Genomic DNA, 16367 nt, shown 5'->3' with positions numbered 1-16367 from the left:
ACACGTCGCAAAGCGGGGCGGAGGACGGGGGGACGGCGGGGGACGGGGGACGGGGTGGGAGGACGCCGACGGCCGGCGGCCCCGGGAGGGGGCGCCGGCCGTCAGGGTGCTACGCGCAGGTCACTTCATCGTGGTGCCGGTGGAGCGCAGGTGCTCGCAGGCCTCCACGACGCGGGCGGCCATGCCGGCCTCGGCGGCCTTGCCCCAGACGCGCGGGTCGTACATCTTCTTGTTGCCGACCTCGCCGTCGACCTTCAGCACGCCGTCGTAGTTGCGGAACATGTGGTCCGCGACCGGCCGGGAGAAGGTGTACTGGGTGTCGGTGTCGATGTTCATCTTGACCACGCCGTAGTCCAGCGCCTCGCGGATCTCCGACAGCAGCGAGCCGGAACCACCGTGGAAGACCAGGCTGAGCGGCTTCTCCTTGCCGTACTTGGCGCCGACCGCCTCCTGGATGTTGTTCAGGATCTCCGGGCGGAGCTTGACGTTGCCCGGCTTGTAGACGCCGTGCACGTTGCCGAAGGTCAGCGCCGCCATGTAGCGGCCCTTCTCGCCCAGGCCGAGCGCCTCGACCATGGCCAGGCCGTCCTCGACGGTGGTGTAGAGCTTGTCGTTGATGGCGTTCTCGACGCCGTCCTCCTCGCCACCGACGACGCCGACCTCGATCTCCAGGACGATCTTGCCCTTGGCGGCCTCGTCGAGCAGCTGCGCGGCGATCTCCAGGTTCTCCGCCACCGGCACCGCCGAGCCGTCCCACATGTGCGACTGGAACAGCGGCTCCTGGCCGTTGCGGACCCGCTCCTGGGAGATGGCCATCAGCGGCCGGACGAACTTGTCCAGCTTGTCCTTCGGGCAGTGGTCGGTGTGCAGCGCGATGTTGACCGGGTACTTCTTGGCCACCTCGTGCGCGTACGCGGCGAACGCCACCGCGCCGGTGACCATGTCCTTCACCGACGGTCCGGAGAGGTACTCGGCGCCACCGGTGGACACCTGGATGATGCCGTCGCTCTCCGCGTCGGCGAAGCCCTTCAGCGCCGCGTTCAGGGTCTGCGACGACGTCACGTTGATCGCGGGGTACGCGTACCGGCCGGCCTTGGCACGGTCCAGCATCTCCGCGTAAGCCTCGGGGGAAGCGATGGGCATGTCTAACGCTCCTTACTTACCGCTCTCGGCCGAGCCGGCCGCTGTCTTCCATCGGGTGCGCCGGACCGCGCTGTCCACCGCCGGAAGTATCCCGTAGATGACGCCGGCCGGCACAACCACCCCGGTGGGGATGCCACCGCGGCGGTCACCGGCCCTCCAGGCGGTCCGGCACGGCGACGCTGATCAGCCAGCTCACCACCGCCATCACGATGGCCCCCCAGAAGGCGGCCCAGAAACCGTCCACCCGGAACGGCAGGTCGAGCCCACGGGCGATCCAGTCGGTCAGCAGGAACAGCAACGCGTTGACGACCAACGCGATCAACCCGAGCGTGAGCAGGTAGAACACGCAGCCGACCACCTTGATGACCGGCTTGAGCACCGCGTTGACCACCCCGAAGATCAGCGCCACCGCGAGCAGGGTCAGCACGGTGTTCGCGCCGTCCCGACCGGTCACGTCGACCCCGGGCACGACCAGCGTGGTGACCCACAGCGCGAGCGCGGTGATCGCCAACCGGATCAGGAAGCCCACGCCCCCATCCTGGCACCGCCGATCGCCGCCGGTGGCGGGATCCACCGAGTCCGCTTCCCGCGCCCACCGCGCGACGAGCCCGCACAACCCGTACGGTGTGGGTGGAAATCCGCCGGAATCAGGGAGGACGACGATGGGTCACCCCGACGAGGAGTTCACCCCGAGCGACCACCTCAGCCCGGAGGAGCGCGACCTGGAGGCCGAGCCGGCCGACGCGGTCGAGCAGGCCGCGGTGGCCGGCCCCACCGAGGAGGACGCCGAGCCGCACCGCGGCCTGGAGGTCGCCGACTGGGACGCGATGGAGCAGGCCCGGGTGGTCACCGCCGACGAGGACGACTACCGCTGACACCGGGCGCCCGGCCGGGTCACCTCGTCCTGGTGACCCGGCCCGGGTGCGCCGCCACCCACCGGTCCAGCCGGTCCTCGCGCAACGCGGCGAGGAACTGCGGCGTCGCCGCCGGATCGGTCCGGACCCGCCAGTCGCCGGTGGCCGGCGCGTCGACCGGCAGGTTGAGCCCGACCGGGTCGAGGGACTTCAGCTCCGGCACCACCCGGAGCAGGTCCAGCAGCGGCGTACCGCCGCCGGCCACGACCATCTTCGGCCCGACCGTGGCGACCAGCCGGGACAGCCGGACCGGATCACCCAGCACCCCCTGATCACCGGCCTGCCGGACCAGCCCGGCGGCGAAGATCTGGGCGTTGCGGTCCCGGTCGAGGCCGCCGTCGGGCAGCCCGCGCCGCTGCCGGAGCAGGTCGACCGAGGCCGCGCCGTCGAGCCGCTGGCAGCCGGCCCGGAAGACCCGCGAGGTGTGCGCGGACTCGACCCGCCGGGGCAGGCAGACCTCCACCCCGCCGAGGAGGTCGGTCAGCTCACGCAGCACCGGGTAGGTGAGCACCGCGCCCGCGTCCGGGCGTACGCCGATGAGGTCGGTGACCACGCGGCTGGTCACCTCGTACCCCCGGGCCAGGTCGGGACGGCCGTCACCGGCGCCGGACGCGAAGGCGCTGTTCAGCTTGCCGGTGCCGCGACCGGGGATCGGCACCTCCAGGTCACGCGGCAGGGAGACGAGGTAGGGCCGGCCACGGTCGGCGGGGACGTGCACCAGCAGGACGGAGTCGGCCAGCCGCGCGGAGCCGTCGACGCCGACCAGCAGCACGTTCAGCGCCCCGCTCCGGGCACCGGGTTCCCCGCCCGGCACGCCCGGCACGCCCGGCACGGCCCGTTCCCCCGGCGGGTCGACGACCTGCGGCGCCGCCAGGCCCAGCACGGCCAGCACCGCCAGCGCGGTGGCCCCGGCCCGGATCCGGCGTCGCCGACGACGGCGGCGGACGACCAGCCGGTCGATGGCCGCCCGGAGCGGGCCGGTCGGTGGGGTCAGCGGCTCGTGCCGGACGAACACGGCCCGCAGTTCCTCCTCCACGGTCATGAGCAGACCTCCACGTGTTCGGCGCGCAGGGTGGCCAGGGCGCGGGAGATGGACGAGCGGACGGTCCCGACGGCGCAGCCGAGGATCTCGGCGATCTCGGCGTCCGGGAGGTCCTCGTAGTAGCGGAGCACCAGGCTGGCGCGTTGCCGGCGGGGCAGCCGGGCCAACCAGGCCCAGACCTGGTCGCGGTCCACGGTGTCCTGCGCGTGGTCGACGGCGACCGGCGCCGCGTCCTCCGGCTCGCCGCGCAGCAGCACCCGGCGCATCCAGGTGCCGCGCCGCCAGTCGACGTACTGGTTGGTCAGCATCCGGCGGACGTAGCGCTCCGGGGAGTCCGCCCGCGCCACCCGCCGCCAGTTCAGCTGCGCCCGCACCATCGTCTCCTGCACCAGATCCTGCGCCTGGTGCGGATCGCCGGTCAGCATGACCGCGTACCGCAGCAGGGCGGTCAGCCGCGAGTCGGCGAACTCCTCGTACGTCACTGCACCTCCCGGTGTCCCGCTCCTGATGACGGAAGCGGGGTGGCGAAACGTTGCGGCCGGGCGCGGCGACATTCCGGACAGCGACATCCGTGAGACGCTGACCACGCTCCGCAACCGATCGGGAGGGCAGGTCAATGGTCCGGCTCCACCTCCGTCGCTGGTCCGCCGGGATCGCCGTCGCGGGCGGGTTCCTCGCCGCGGGCGCGGTGCCCGCGCTCGCGGTGCCCGCGCTCGCGGCCGGCGAGCTCCGGATCACCTCCCGGGACATGGTGGTGGCCCCCGGGCACGACGCCGCCGGCGAGGTTCGGATCTCCGCCGTCGGCCGGCCCCGTCCCTTGGACGTCACGGTGACCGTCGACATCGACCTGTCCGGGCTGGACGCCGTCGGCACCCTGACGCCGACCGGCACCGGGTGGGTCTGCCTGCGCGACGCCGATCTCCTGCGCTGTGCCGGCGGGCTCGACCGGCGGGGCGAGGCGCCGGCCCTGCGGTTCCGGGTCGCCGCGCGGGCCGACGTGGCCCTGGACACCCGGGCCGCGCTGACCGTACGCGGGACGTCGGCCGTCGGGACGGTGGTCGAGAGCACGACGGTCACCGTCGTCGAAGGGGTGGACCTGCAGACCCCGCCGGAGGCCGCGCTCACCGCCGGGCCGGGTGACCCCGTCGCGCTCCCCGGCACGGTACGCAACGGTGGGCCGGTGCCGATGCGGGGTGCGGTGCTCACCCTCGACGTGGACCGGCCGCTGACGTACGCCGGGGACCACCGCAACTGCCGCCACCGGGAGGGCGGTCCCCTCGTCTGCCGGTTCGACACCGACCTGGAGCCCGGCGTCACGTACCGGCTCTCGACGCCGCTGCCCCTGCGGCTGGACGAGCGGGCGCGCGACGGCGTGGTGCTGGCCGACCGGCTCCAGTGGTGGACGACCGACGACTGGGCGCGGCTCGAACCCGACCTGGACGGCTCGGTGCCGCCGCACCCGGCGGGGACCGGCAGCCCACTGCGGCTGCTCGCGCAGCACACGCCCACGGGGGCGGACGCCACGAGCTGGGACAACTGGACCGAGGTCAGCCTGACGGTCACCGCCGGGGACGGCCAGCCGCCCCCGGGGACCGGCGGGGGTGACGCCCTGCTGCCGGTCACCGGACCCGGCACCACGCTCACCGCCGGCGTGGGCGGGCTGCTGCTGGCCGTCGGTGCGCTCGGCACGGTCGTGGCCCGTCGACGGCGGGGCACCCCGGTCCCCTGATCCCGACCCGCCGGAGCGGGCACGGCAGATCGCCGCCGCGACCGAGCGTCCATCGTGCCCGGCCGTTCGGCTCGTCCCGGCGCCGGGCGGCGTTCCGGGACGGCGCGGAGCCTCCTCGGCGCTCTACGATCCCGCTGTCTCCACCTGGACACCTGCCACAGGAGGAACGCACATGCTCACGCAGTCCGCTCGGCGCCGGCTCGCCCGGCTGGGCGTCGCGGGCGCGCTCGTCGCCGCCTCTGCCGTCGCCACCCCCGCCGCCGCCGAGCCGGCCTCGGACGGCGTGCTGGTGCACGCCAACGACGCGCTGATCGCGGTGGGCGGTGTGCAGCGGTACGTCGGTCTGTTCGCCGCTGCCGACGGCCTGCCGGAGGTCCTGACGGTCACCGTCGAGCGGAGCGCGGTCACCGGCTTCGCCACGGTCGTGCCCGCCGAGGACACGACCGGCTGCACGGCGACCGGCACGGTGCTCAGCTGTGCGACGACCGCCACCCGGCTGGAGAACGACGGCCTGCTCCTGGCGGTCACCGCGAAGGGCACCGCCGAGCCCGGGGACAAGGGCGACCTGGTGTTCGACCTGCGGCAGAAGGACGGCCCCTCGGTCGTCACCACCCGCGCCACCGTCGAGGTCGGTGCGGGCGTCGACCTGCGGGCGCAGGACCTGTGGCGGACCACCGCCGCTCCGGGCGAGACGGTGCGGACCCCGTTCGGCGTGGCGAACGTCGGTGACACGACGGTCCGCGAGACGGTGCTCCTGCTCAGCACCGTGCCCGCCCCGGCCCGGCGCCACGGCAACTGCTCGTACCGGGAGTTGTCCGGCGACCAGTTGACCGTGTGCCGCTTCGCCGACGAGATCCCGCCCGGCGCCGCCGTCCAACTGGACGACTCGGCCGGGCTGCGGGTGGCCGCCGACTCCTGGGCGCCGAGCACCCAGTTCGGCTGGGCGCTCTGGTTCACCCCGGACGACTACGAGGAGTTCACCGCGTCCCTGCCGACCGACGGCTGGCAACGGGGTGCCGGCAGGGACCTGGAGCTGGTGCCGGCCACCGACACGCTGGCCCGCTCGCTGCGGCAGACCGACCGGACGCCGTGGGACAACTCCACCCGGGTCAGGATCGACGTCACCGGTGACCAGCGCGCCGACGTGGCCGCCACGGGCGCCCATCTGCCCGGCGCCGTCGGCGCGACGGTCACCGCCAGGATCGGCTACGTCAACAACGGGCCAGCCATGATCAACACCTCCGGCCCGGGTGGGATCGAGACCCGGGCCCGGGTCGTGGTGCCCGACGGGGTCACCGTGCTGACCGCCCCCGAGCAGTGCGCGCCGGGCACGGGCGAGACGCCGACCGGCACCCACGGCGAGCCGGGTGGCCGGATCTACTTCTGTGAGTGGCACGAGGTCACGCACAAGGGTGACGCCGTCGTCCTCCCCTTCGACCTGCGGGTCGACGAGCTGGGCGGTGCGCCCGGCGCGGTGCAGCTGCGCCACTACGAGGTGGCCGAGGGGGAGCGCGTCGCCGACCTGAACCCGAAGAACGACAGCGCCCCGCTGGTGATCAGGGCGGCCGGCGGGAACGGCGGTGGTGACGGCGGCTCGCTGCCGATCACCGGCGGGTCGACCGGGCTGGTCGCCGGCATCGGCGGCCTGCTGCTCGCGGCCGGCGTCGGCGGCTACGTGCTGGCCCGCCGCCGCAGCACCCGCTTCGTCGCCTGAGCCACCCGTACCACTCCGGCGCCCCGTCGGCCCCCGGTCGGCGGGGCGCCGCCGTCCCCGGCCGCCGTACGCGGAAAACGGGACGACGCAAGATCGAACGCGATGGAACCATGAGCGGGTGCTGCTCACCCTGACCACCACCCACCGGCCGGCGACCGACCTCGGGTACCTGCTGGTCAAGCACCCTGACCGGGTGCAGTCGTTCGACCTGCCCGCCGGCGTCGCGCACGTCTTCTACCCGGAGGCGGACGACGGCCGCTGCACCGCCGCCCTGCTGCTCGACATCGACCCGCAGCGGCTCGGCGCGGGTCGGGGTCGCGGTCGGAAGCAGGCCGCCACCCCGGACGGCTTCACCCTCGGGCAGTACGTCAACGACCGGGCGTACGCCGCCTCCAGCCTGCTCTCCTCGGCGCTGTCGTCGGTGTTCCGCTCGGCGCTGCGCGGCGAGTCGCGGGAGCGTCCGGAGCTGGCCGGCACCGCCGTCCCGCTGGAGGTACGGGTGCCGGTGCTGCGCTGCCGGGGCGGCGCGGACCTGGCGGGACGCCTCTTCACCCCGCTGGGCTGGACGGTCACGGCCACCCCGGTGCCCCTCGACGAGCAGCACCCCGACTGGGGCGACAGTCGGTACGTCGACCTGCTGCTCACCGGCACCGTCCGGGTCGCCGACGCCCTCAACCACCTGTACGTGCTGCTGCCGGTGCTGGACGACGCGAAGCACTACTGGGTCGCGCCGGACGAGATCGACAAGCTGCTCCGGGCCGGGGCGGGCTGGCTGGCCGACCACCCGGAGCGGGGGCTGATCACCCGGCGCTACCTGGCCCACCGGCGGGCGCTGGCCGGGCAGGCCCTGGCCCGCCTCGCCGAGCTGCGGCTGGCCGACGAGCCGCCCGCCGACGACAGCGTCGACGAGGCCGCGCCGACGCCGCAGCGGGACGGCGCCCGCGCCTCGCTGGCCGTACGCCGCCGCGAGGCGGTGCTCGGCGCGCTGGCCACCGCCGGGGCGAACCGGGTGCTGGACCTGGGCTGCGGTGGCGGCGCGCTGCTCACCGCGCTGGCCGCCGACCGGCGGTACACGGAGATCGTCGGCACCGACGTCTCCACCCACGCGCTCACCCTGGCCGCCCGCCGGCTGCGGCTGGACCGGCTGCCGGAACGGCAGCGCGACCGGATCCGGCTGTGGCAGTCGGCGCTGACCTACCGGGACGACCGGCTGCGCGGCTGGGACGCGGCGGTGCTGATGGAGGTGATCGAGCACGTCGACCCGCCCCGGCTGCCGGCGCTGGAGGACGCCGTCCTCGGCCACGCCCGGCCGGGCACGGTCGTGGTGACCACCCCGAACGCCGAGTACAACGTCCGCTACGAGGGGCTGGGCGCGGGGCGGTTCCGGCACGCCGACCACCGCTTCGAGTGGACCCGCGCCGAGTTCGCCGACTGGGTCGCCCGGGTGGCGGACACGTACGGCTACACCGCCGTGATCAGCGGGGTCGGCGACGACGACCCCGAGGTGGGCAGCCCCACCCAGCTGGCCGTGCTGACCCGCACCGACCGGACCCGGAAGGAGGAGACGACCCGATGACCACCCTGGACATCCCCGAACTCGCCCTGGTGGCGCTGGTCGGTGTCTCCGGCTCCGGCAAGTCCACCTTCGCCCGCCGGCACTTCCTGCCCAGCCAGGTGCTCTCCTCGGACACGTTCCGGGCGATGGTGGCCGACGACGAGAACGACCAGTCCGCCTCGGCCGACGCGTTCGACGCGCTGCACCACGTCGCCGCGACCCGGCTGCGGCGCGGCCGGCTGACCGTGGTCGACGCGACGAACCTCCAGCCGCACGCCCGGGCCGCCCTGGTGCGGGTGGCCCGCGAGCACGACGTGCTGCCGGTGGCGGTCGTGCTGGACGTGCCCGAGGCGCTGGCCTGGGAGCGTACGCAGGGGCGGGCCGACCGGACCTTCGGCCGGCAGGTGCTGGCCCGGATGCAGCGCGACCTGCGCCGGTCGTACGGGCTGCTGGCCCGCGAGGGCTTCCGCAAGGTGCACGTGCTGCGCGGGGTCGAGGAGATCGACGGCGCGCAGATCCGCTACGAGAAGCTGTTCAACGACCGGCGCGAGCTGACCGGGCCGTTCGACGTCGTCGGCGACGTGCACGGCTGCCGGGAGGAGCTGGAGGCGCTGCTGCTGCGGCTGGGCTGGATGCTGCACCGCGACGACGCGGGCCGCCCGGTGGACGCGGTGCACCCGGCTGGTCGTACCGCCGTCTTCGTCGGTGACCTGGTGGACCGCGGCCCGGACTCCCCCGGCGTGCTCCGCCTGGTGATGGGCATGGTGGCGGCCGGGCACGCGATCTGCGTGCCCGGCAACCACGAGCAGAAGCTGCTGCGCAAGCTGCGCGGCCGGGACGTGCGGCTCACCCACGGCCTGGCGGAGACGATGGCCCAGCTCGACGCCGAGGACCCGGAGTTCGTGGCGCGGGTCGCCACCTTCGTCGACGGCCTGGTCAGCCACTACGTGCTGGACGGCGGCCGGCTGGTGGTCGCGCACGCCGGGCTGAAGGAGGCGTACCAGGGCCGCGCGTCCGGCCGGGTCCGCGCGTTCGCGCTGTTCGGCGAGACCACCGGGGAGACCGACGAGTACGGCCTGCCGGTGCGCTACCCGTGGGCGCGCGACTACCGGGGCTCGGCCATGGTCGTGTACGGCCACACGCCGACCCCGGAGCCGGAGTGGGTGAACAACACCATCTGCATCGACACCGGCTGCGTCTTCGGCGGCAAGCTGACCGCGCTGCGCTACCCGGAGAAGGAACTGGTCTCCGTCGACGCGGTGAAGGAGTGGTACGCCCCGGTCCGCCCGCTGGTCACCGCCCCGGCCCGCCCCGACACGGTGCTGGACCTGGCGGACGTGACCGGCCGGCGGCACCTGCAGCACGCGTACGGGACGCTGACCGTGCCGGCGGAGAACGCCGCCGCCGCGCTGGAGGTGATGAGCCGGTTCGCGGTCGACCCGGGCCGGCTGGTCTGGCTGCCGCCGACCATGGCGCCCTGTTCGACGTCGACGGTCGAGGGGTTCCTGGAGCACCCGGCGCAGGCGTTCGAGGACTACCGCACGGCGGGCGTGGACCGGGTGGTCTGCGAGGAGAAGCACATGGGCTCGCGGGCGGTGGTGCTGGTGGAGCGGGAGCCCGGCCCGTTCGGTGGCGGCGTGGTGCACACCCGCACCGGGCGGCCGTTCTTCGGCGCGCCGCTCGACGCGGAGCTGCTGGCCCGGGTCCGCGCGGCGGTCACCTCGGCCGGGCTCTGGGCCGAGCTGGGCACCGACGCGCTGCTGCTGGACTGCGAGCTGCTGCCCTGGTCGGCCAAGGCGGGCGGGCTCATCCGCGAGCAGTACGCGAGCGTCGGCGCGGCCGGCCGGGCGGCGCTGCCGGCGGTGCTCGGCACCCTGGACGCCGCCGCGGCCCGGGGGCTGCCGGTGGCGGCACTGCGGGAGCGGATGGCCGCCCGCCACGCGGAGGTCGAGGGCTACTCGGCCGCCTACCGGGCGTACGTGGCGCCGACCGACGGGCTGCGCGGGGTGACCCTGGCCCCGTTCGCGGTGCTGGCCGGGGCCGGGGTGGGCTTCGCCGACCGGGACCACGGCTGGCACCTGGAGCTGGCCGACCGGCTCTGCGCGGCGGACCCGGAGTTCTTCACCCCGACCCGGCGGCAGGTCGTCGACCTGGCCAATCCGTCGGCCGTCGCGGCGGCCACCGAGTGGTGGCTGGCGCTGACCTCGGCCGGTGGCGAGGGCATGGTGGTCAAGCCGTACGCCGGGCCGGCCGCCCGGTCGGCGCGCGGCTCACTGCTCCAGCCGGGGATCAAGTGCCGGGGACGGGAGTACCTGCGGATCATCTACGGCCCCGGGTACACCGACCCGACCCAGCTGGCCGCCCTGCGCCGCCGTTCCCTGGGTCGCAAGCGCGGGCTGGCCCTGCGCGAGCACGCCCTGGGCCTGGCCGCCCTCGACGCGTTCGCCGAGGGCGCGCCGCTGTGGCGTCGCCACGAGCTGGTCTTCGCGATCCTCGCCTGCGAGTCCGAGCCGGTCGATCCCCGGCTGTGATCCGCCCCTGCTCCGGCCGCGACCCGGTCCGGCCGGAGCACGGGTGTGACGTCGAGCACCGGCCCGGACGGGGCGGCACCTACACTACGGGGCGTGCCGTCGCCGGTGGCGGACGAACCGTCACCACCCACAGGCAGACACGGAGGTCACCTGCGATGCCCACCACCACGCTCGCGCTGGGTCCGGACTGGTTGGACCCGGAGTGGCTGATCTCGGCCTTCGGGCTGCTCGGCATCCTGGTCATCGTCTTCGCCGAGTCCGGCCTGCTGATCGGCTTCTTCCTGCCGGGCGACTCGCTGCTGTTCACCGCCGGGCTGCTCACCGCCGACGGGCAGTACATCAAGTACCCGCTCTGGCTGGTCTGCCTGCTGATCACCCTGGCCGCGATCGCCGGTGACCAGGTCGGCTACGCCTTCGGGCGCAAGGTGGGGCCGGCGCTGTTCCGGCGGCCGAACTCGAAGCTGTTCAAGCAGGAGAACGCGATCAAGGCGCACGAGTTCTTCGAGAAGTACGGCGCCCGGTCGATCGTGCTGGCACGGTTCGTGCCCATCGTGCGGACCTTCACGCCGATCGTCGCCGGGGTGAGCCGGATGCGCTACCGGACCTTCGTGATCTACAACGTGATCGGCGGCATCCTGTGGGGCACGGGCGTCACCGTGCTCGGCTACTTCCTCGGCCAGATCCCGTTCGTCAAGGCCAACATCGAGCTGATCCTCATCGGGATCGTGTTCGTCTCGGTGGTCCCGATCGTGGTCGAGCTGCTGCGCGCGCGGATGGCGGCCAAGCGGGGCACCACCCCCGAGGAGCGGGCGGCCGCCGAGGAGGCGATCCGGGAGACCCGCGAGCACTACGGGCAGTACTGAGCGCACACGCCGATGGCCGGCCCCGGAAGGGACCGGCCATCGGTGTGATCTCCACGAATCCCTGGTGGCACGGATCGTGACCGTCCTGGACGGACAGGCATCACCCGCCCGATGACGCCACCCCTGGCACGTCACCGGAGGTCGCCCCGGACGGGACGACGCACGGCACCGGAATCAGCGGGCCTTCTTGGTGGCCCGCTTGCGCGGCGGCGTGAGCAGATCCGCGATCGTCGCGATCGCGGACGGCACCAGCCGGTAGTAGGCCCACACACCGCGCTTCTCCCGCTCCAGCAAGCCGGCCTCGGTGAGGATACGCAGGTGGTGGCTGACCGTCGGCTGCGAGAGGCCGAGCGGCGCGGTCAGGTCGCACACGCACGCCTCGCCCTCGGGCGCCGACTGGATCAGGCTGAGCAGCCGCAGCCGGGCGGGGTCGGCAAGGGCCTTGAGGACCCCCGCCAGCCGCTCGGCATCGGCACGTTCGATCGGCTCGCCGGCAAGCGGCGAGATCTGAGGCATGGTCATTTCAGCCAACGCAGTTCCCACGTATTCCATCCTTCCACCAGCAGCATCGATCCGCCTGCATATCAGCAGATCCGAATCGGCAAATTTTTACGCCACAAGGCCGAGGTCAGCCAACGTATAGGCCGCCCGATACGGCAGTCCGGCGGCTCGCACGGCGTCCCCGGCTCCTCGATCAACAATAACCGCCACACCCGTTACCTCCGCCCCGGCCTCGCGCAGGGCCTCGACCGCGGTCAGCACGCTGCCGCCCGTCGTCGAGGTGTCCTCCACCGCCAGTACCCGCCGGCCGGCCACATCAGGCCCCTCGATCCGACGTTGCAGGCCGTGCGCCTTGCCGGCCTTGCGGACGACGAAGGCGTCCAGTGGACGATCGGTCTCCGCGGCGGCGTGCAGCATCGACACGGCGATCGGATCGGCGCCCAGGGTCAGCCCACCGACGGCGTCGTACTCCCAGTCGGCGGTGAGCTCGCGCATCACCCGGCCGACCAGCGGCGCGGCCCGGTGATGGAGCGTGACGCGGCGCAGATCGACGTACCAGTCCGCCTCGCGGCCGGAGGAGAGCACCACCCGTCCATGGACCACAGCCAGGTCGGTAATGAATTTACGCAGGTCGTCGTGGTCCCCCATGGCGATAGAGGGTACTGCGCGAGTCTGTGGGCCGCGTTCCGGGTCCGCCCGGGTCAGCCTGGCGGGCGACCGATGGGTGGCGATGGACGGCTACGCTGCGCGACCGCCGGGACCGGGCGCGGCGGCCCGGGGCCCGGACGACCGGAGCGGCGGTGTCGCGCGGCCGGTCAGCCGCCGGTCGACCCGCCCTGCCCCCGCCGGTCCCGGTACGCCAGCCGCAGCAGCCGGCGCGGCGCGTGCCGCAGGCCGGCGACGGCGAGCTTGTACTTCCAGTCAGGAACGCTGACCTGCTTGCCTTTCCGCAGGTCACGCAGGGCCTCGGCGGCCACGTCGTCGGCCCGCAGCCACATCCAGCCGGGTGTGCCGGACATGTCGATGCCGTTGCGCTCGTGGTAGCCGGTGTCGGTGTAGCCGGGGCATAGCGCCATCACCCGGACGCCGAGCGGGCGCACCGAGAGATCGACCGACTCGCTGAAGCTGGTCACCCACGCCTTGCTCGCCGGGTACGTCGAGCCGGGCATGACCGGCCCGAACCCGGCGACCGAAGAGACATTTATCACTGCCCCGTGCCCGCGACGCGTCATCGGACCGAGGGTCGCGAGGGTGAGTCGCATCACCGCGTGCACGTTCAGCCGGAGCAGCCGCACCTCGTCCTCGACGGTGGAGTGGAGGAAGGACCGGTCGAGGCTGATCCCGGCGTTGTTGACCAGCAGGTCGACCGGGTGGCCGTCGGTGAGCCGGCGCTCGACGCGGGCGCATCCGTCGTCCGTGGACAGATCGGCGGGGATCGTCTCCACCCGGCACCCGTGCCGGCCGGTCAACTCGGCGGCGACCTCGCCGAGCCTGGCGGCGTCCCGGGCGACCAGCACCAGGTGCCACCCCTCGGCGGCCAGCCGCCGGGCGAACGCCTCGCCGATGCCGGCGGTGGCCCCGGTGACCAGCGCCCATCGCTCGGTGGCCGGATTCTCGGGGCTCAACGGGACTCCTCAGCGCGGGGGCGGCGGACCCTGCGGCGGGTGCAGCCGGTACGGATTCTCCGGCGGCGGCACCGGCCGGGACGGGCGGCGCGCGAACCAGCCGTTCGCCGTGGGCAGCACGAGCAGCACGGCCACCACAAGGTAGCCGAGCATCTGCGCCACCGACACCCCCGCGTTCACCGGCAACCACCAGGACGGGTACGCCTCCGCGAGCAGGCCGAGCAGCGCGGGGTCGATCCCGGCCTCCAGCGGCGCGGCCCGCTGCCCGAGCAGCAGCGCGCCGGTGCAGCAGCCGCCGAGCAGGCCCAGGCCGCTGACCACCCAGGTGGCCACCCGGGCGCCCCGCCGGCCGGCGAGCAGCCCGGTGGCGAGGCCGACCAGCAGCACGCCGACCAGGATCGTCAGCACCGCCGAGACGATCGCGACGGCGCGCACCAGGGCCACCACGCCGTCGACGTCGTCCGCGCCCGCGACCGTGTCGGCCGCGGCGGCGCGGAACCGGTCCACCGTGGCGCCGAGGGCGAGCAGGGTCGCGACGGCGTACGCCAGCGCGCCGAGGGCCATCAGCGCCAGCACCGCCGCCGCCAGCGTGACGGCGGCGGGCCGACGCGCCGGCACCTGATCCGGGTACGACACGACAATTCCCTCCGGTAGGCGTCGGGTTGCAACCTACTCGGAGGGAATCGTCACGTCGTTGCTACTCGCCCGTCAGCCGGCCGACGGCGGGTTGCTCCCGCCCGGCTGGTCCGGCCCGTCGGCCGGGCGACCCGGCTCGGTCGGACCGGTGGACGGCGCCTCGGGCGCCCCCGGGGACGGCGGCTGCGCCGACGGGGCCTGCCACTCCGAGCCGCTCGGCGGCTGCGGCGTGCCCGGCTGGCCGGGGGTCGACGGGTGGCCCGGCTGCTCCGGGGTCGTCGGGTGGCCCGGGGCCGCCGGGTAGCCGGACTGCGGGTAGCCCGGGGTGGTCGGGTACGCCGGCTGGCCGGGGTAGGTCGCACCGGGAACCGGCGGCTCCCAGCCCTGCTTGGGCTTGCGGAAGAACTCGTTCGCCTTCGGCAGCGCCAGCAGGATCAGCGCCGCCAGCAGGGCGAGCAGGGCGAGCACCGCGAGCAGGATGGTCACCGGGCCGTACCAGGACGGCAGCGCCTCCTCGATCCGGCGCTGGACCTCCTCGCCGCTGGGCATGTCGCCGTTGGCGGGGCCGGCGTTGTTGGCGAAGCCGCCGGCCGCGTTGCTGATCGTGCCGAAGCCGCAGCAGCAGAAGAGGATGCCGCCGAGCACCCAGGTGGCGATCCGGGTGCCGTTGGAGCCGCGGTTGTTGAAGAGGCCGAGCACCGCGAGCACGATGGCGAGCAGCAGCCCGACCACGGAGCCACCGATGGCGAACGCGATGGCGAAGTCGGCGACGTTCTGTGCGCCGTTCGCGGCGGTGCCGCGGTACGCCTCCTCCAGCGCCTCCCGGAGGGCGCCGATGGTGCTGAGAGTGATGATGAGGCTGATGACCTGGAGCACGGCGAACAGAATCAGCAGGTAGCTGGATATCGTCACCACGGCCGGCCGGGCGCGGGCCGGTGTGTGCTGGGAATCGACCACGATTCTCCTTCCCTTGGATCGCGTCCCACACGGTATCCACTCCGGCCCACCTCCGCGCGCCGTGCTCGGGCGACCCGCCGCCGGACCGGCGCGCACGGGCGTCCCGCCGCCGGGCCGTCCCGGCCGGACGCGACCGGGCCGGGTCAGTCGGCCTCGGCGCGCAGCCGGCGGGCCTCCGCGGTCACCACCGCGAGCAGGAAGAGGTCCAGCCCGAGCGCGGCCAGGGCGCCGAACTGGTTGACCGTGAAGTTGAAGAGCTGGCCGAAGAGCAGGTCGACCAGCAGGGCCAGCTTGAACAGGCGGAACGCGCCGGGCCGGTCCCGCCGCAGCAGGAACGCCGCCCGGATGCCCAGCACCGCCGCGACCAGCGCGGAGGCGGACACTCCGACCACCGCGCCCCACTCCCGCGCCTCGTCCAACTCGCCGGTCACCCCGTCCACCGCCACCGCGACCACGGTGACCACCGGCTCGACGATCAGGTAGACCACCACCAGCGAGACCACCCGGCGGGCCGTGATCAGCCGGATCGCCCAGGCGCGCAGCCGGACCAGCCAGGGCTGCCAGAACCGGCGGGGCGGCGGGTCCCGGTGCGGCACCGCGTCGAGGAGTTGGGACACGGCGTACTCGACGTCCGGCCCGGCGCCACGGACCAGGCGCAGGGCGGCCACCCGCCGCCGGTCGGTGAGCCCCCGGCCGACGCCGCCGACCACGGTGTCCAGGGCGTTCGCCACCCGTTCGCCGGAGGTGAGCCGGGTCCGGCCGCGCAACGCCTGCGTGATCACCACGAGCAGGGCGAACACGGCGTAGATGATGGAGGCGGCCGGGCGGTAGAAGTAGTCGGTGCGGGCGGTGACGAACTTGCCCACCTCGTCGATGAAGAGCCCGAAGCCGATCCCGCCGAGGACCGCCCCGAGCGTCCGCGCCGCGCCGCCGAGGAAGACCAGCGCCACGCCCATCCCGACGGCCATCAGCAGGCCGCCCCAGAGCACGTGGGCGATGTGCAGGCCGCCCCCGCCGAGCTGTGGCCAGCCCGTCGCCTGGAGGTAGGCGCGGGTGACCAGCACGGTCGCCACTCCGGCGAGCACGAACGCCTGGAGGTAGCCGGCGGCGTCCACCGCACGGGGCGGGAGCCGGCGACGACGGGACGGTGACACCCG

16 protein-coding genes are annotated in these 16367 nt (G+C 74.1%); 6 read left to right on the top strand and 10 right to left on the bottom strand.

What is annotated here, in order from left to right:
- Positions 1-120: 120 nt before the first annotated feature.
- Positions 121-1143, bottom strand: coding sequence for a class II fructose-bisphosphate aldolase (gene fbaA, locus GA0070614_RS16750; RefSeq protein WP_088976845.1), 1023 nt, complete (start codon positions 1141-1143; stop codon positions 121-123).
- A 145-nt stretch (positions 1144-1288) separates the two neighbouring features.
- Positions 1289-1672, bottom strand: coding sequence for a phage holin family protein (locus GA0070614_RS16745; RefSeq protein ID WP_088976844.1), 384 nt, complete (start codon positions 1670-1672; stop codon positions 1289-1291).
- Between the two features lie 133 nt (positions 1673-1805).
- On the opposite strand from GA0070614_RS16745, the gene GA0070614_RS16740 reads away from it, so the two are divergent.
- Positions 1806-2018, top strand: coding sequence for a hypothetical protein (locus GA0070614_RS16740; protein ID WP_088976843.1), 213 nt, complete (start codon positions 1806-1808; stop codon positions 2016-2018).
- Positions 2019-2037: 19 nt separating this feature from the next.
- On the opposite strand, the gene GA0070614_RS16735 is transcribed toward GA0070614_RS16740, so the two are convergent.
- Complete coding sequence (locus GA0070614_RS16735; protein ID WP_088976842.1) at positions 2038-3099, bottom strand: LCP family protein; 1062 nt, start codon at positions 3097-3099, stop codon at positions 2038-2040.
- Entirely contained in the window at positions 3096-3581 is a 486-nt protein-coding gene (locus GA0070614_RS16730; RefSeq protein ID WP_172892452.1) for a SigE family RNA polymerase sigma factor, read from the bottom strand. Before GA0070614_RS16730 ends, GA0070614_RS16735 begins: the two co-directional genes overlap by 4 nt.
- Positions 3582-3715: 134 nt before the next feature.
- Here GA0070614_RS16730 and GA0070614_RS16725 point away from each other — a divergent pair, with 134 nt between their 5' ends.
- The 5 genes from GA0070614_RS16725 (at position 3716) to GA0070614_RS16705 (ending at position 11491) form a co-directional block, all read left to right on the top strand.
- Complete coding sequence (locus GA0070614_RS16725) at positions 3716-4828, top strand: hypothetical protein (protein WP_088976840.1); 1113 nt, start codon at positions 3716-3718, stop codon at positions 4826-4828.
- A gap of 172 nt (positions 4829-5000) precedes the next feature.
- On the top strand, positions 5001-6542 hold the full coding sequence (locus GA0070614_RS16720; RefSeq protein WP_088976839.1) for an LPXTG cell wall anchor domain-containing protein: 1542 nt from the start codon (positions 5001-5003) through the stop codon (positions 6540-6542).
- A gap of 118 nt (positions 6543-6660) precedes the next feature.
- Positions 6661-8118, top strand: coding sequence for a 3' terminal RNA ribose 2'-O-methyltransferase Hen1 (locus tag GA0070614_RS16715; protein ID WP_088976838.1), 1458 nt, complete (start codon positions 6661-6663; stop codon positions 8116-8118).
- Positions 8115-10628, top strand: a complete 2514-nt coding sequence (locus tag GA0070614_RS16710; RefSeq protein ID WP_088976837.1) for a polynucleotide kinase-phosphatase — start codon at positions 8115-8117, stop codon at positions 10626-10628. The genes GA0070614_RS16715 and GA0070614_RS16710 overlap by 4 nt, the downstream gene beginning before the upstream one ends.
- A 155-nt stretch (positions 10629-10783) precedes the next feature.
- On the top strand, positions 10784-11491 hold the full coding sequence (locus GA0070614_RS16705; protein WP_088976836.1) for a DedA family protein: 708 nt from the start codon (positions 10784-10786) through the stop codon (positions 11489-11491).
- A 174-nt stretch (positions 11492-11665) separates the two neighbouring features.
- Here GA0070614_RS16705 and GA0070614_RS16700 read toward each other — a convergent pair whose 3' ends face one another.
- The 6 genes from GA0070614_RS16700 to GA0070614_RS16675 all read right to left on the bottom strand — a co-directional run bounded on the left by GA0070614_RS16700 (position 11666) and on the right by GA0070614_RS16675 (position 16364).
- Positions 11666-12043 carry an ArsR/SmtB family transcription factor gene (locus tag GA0070614_RS16700; RefSeq protein ID WP_007454255.1) on the bottom strand — a complete coding sequence of 126 codons (378 nt, stop codon included), beginning with the start codon at positions 12041-12043 and terminating at the stop codon, positions 11666-11668.
- Positions 12044-12100: 57 nt separating this feature from the next.
- Entirely contained in the window at positions 12101-12640 is a 540-nt protein-coding gene (gene pyrE / locus GA0070614_RS16695) for an orotate phosphoribosyltransferase (RefSeq protein ID WP_088976835.1), read from the bottom strand.
- Between the two features lie 167 nt (positions 12641-12807).
- Entirely contained in the window at positions 12808-13617 is an 810-nt protein-coding gene (locus tag GA0070614_RS16690) for an SDR family NAD(P)-dependent oxidoreductase (RefSeq protein ID WP_088976834.1), read from the bottom strand.
- A 9-nt stretch (positions 13618-13626) separates the two neighbouring features.
- The gene (locus tag GA0070614_RS16685) at positions 13627-14253 is read right to left on the bottom strand and encodes a hypothetical protein (protein ID WP_088976833.1); all 627 of its coding nucleotides are present in this window, start codon (positions 14251-14253) and stop codon (positions 13627-13629) included.
- 72 nt (positions 14254-14325) lie between these two features.
- On the bottom strand, positions 14326-15210 hold the full coding sequence (locus GA0070614_RS16680) for a hypothetical protein (RefSeq protein ID WP_088976832.1): 885 nt from the start codon (positions 15208-15210) through the stop codon (positions 14326-14328).
- A gap of 143 nt (positions 15211-15353) precedes the next feature.
- Entirely contained in the window at positions 15354-16364 is a 1011-nt protein-coding gene (locus GA0070614_RS16675) for a hypothetical protein (RefSeq protein WP_088976831.1), read from the bottom strand.
- Positions 16365-16367: the final 3 nt, after the last annotated feature.

This window comes from Micromonospora coxensis, assembly GCF_900090295.1.
Taxonomy (GTDB): Bacteria; Actinomycetota; Actinomycetes; order Mycobacteriales; family Micromonosporaceae; genus Micromonospora; species Micromonospora coxensis.
This window is presented reverse-complemented; position numbering and strand designations above follow the sequence as displayed.

What these genes read in the sequence shown, in the direction of transcription:
- GA0070614_RS16725 (WP_088976840.1), top strand. Translation starts at nt 3,716, where the DNA reads ATGGTCCGGCTCCACCTCCGTCGCTGGTCCGCCGGGATCGCCGTCGCG.
- fbaA (WP_088976845.1), bottom strand. Translation starts at nt 1,143, where the DNA reads ATGCCCATCGCTTCCCCCGAGGCTTACGCGGAGATGCTGGACCGTGCC.
- GA0070614_RS16740 (WP_088976843.1), top strand. Translation starts at nt 1,806, where the DNA reads ATGGGTCACCCCGACGAGGAGTTCACCCCGAGCGACCACCTCAGCCCG.
- pyrE (WP_088976835.1), bottom strand. Translation starts at nt 12,640, where the DNA reads ATGGGGGACCACGACGACCTGCGTAAATTCATTACCGACCTGGCTGTG.
- GA0070614_RS16720 (WP_088976839.1), top strand. Translation starts at nt 5,001, where the DNA reads ATGCTCACGCAGTCCGCTCGGCGCCGGCTCGCCCGGCTGGGCGTCGCG.
- GA0070614_RS16705 (WP_088976836.1), top strand. Translation starts at nt 10,784, where the DNA reads ATGCCCACCACCACGCTCGCGCTGGGTCCGGACTGGTTGGACCCGGAG.
- GA0070614_RS16710 (WP_088976837.1), top strand. Translation starts at nt 8,115, where the DNA reads ATGACCACCCTGGACATCCCCGAACTCGCCCTGGTGGCGCTGGTCGGT.
- GA0070614_RS16700 (WP_007454255.1), bottom strand. Translation starts at nt 12,043, where the DNA reads ATGGAATACGTGGGAACTGCGTTGGCTGAAATGACCATGCCTCAGATC.
- GA0070614_RS16735 (WP_088976842.1), bottom strand. Translation starts at nt 3,099, where the DNA reads ATGACCGTGGAGGAGGAACTGCGGGCCGTGTTCGTCCGGCACGAGCCG.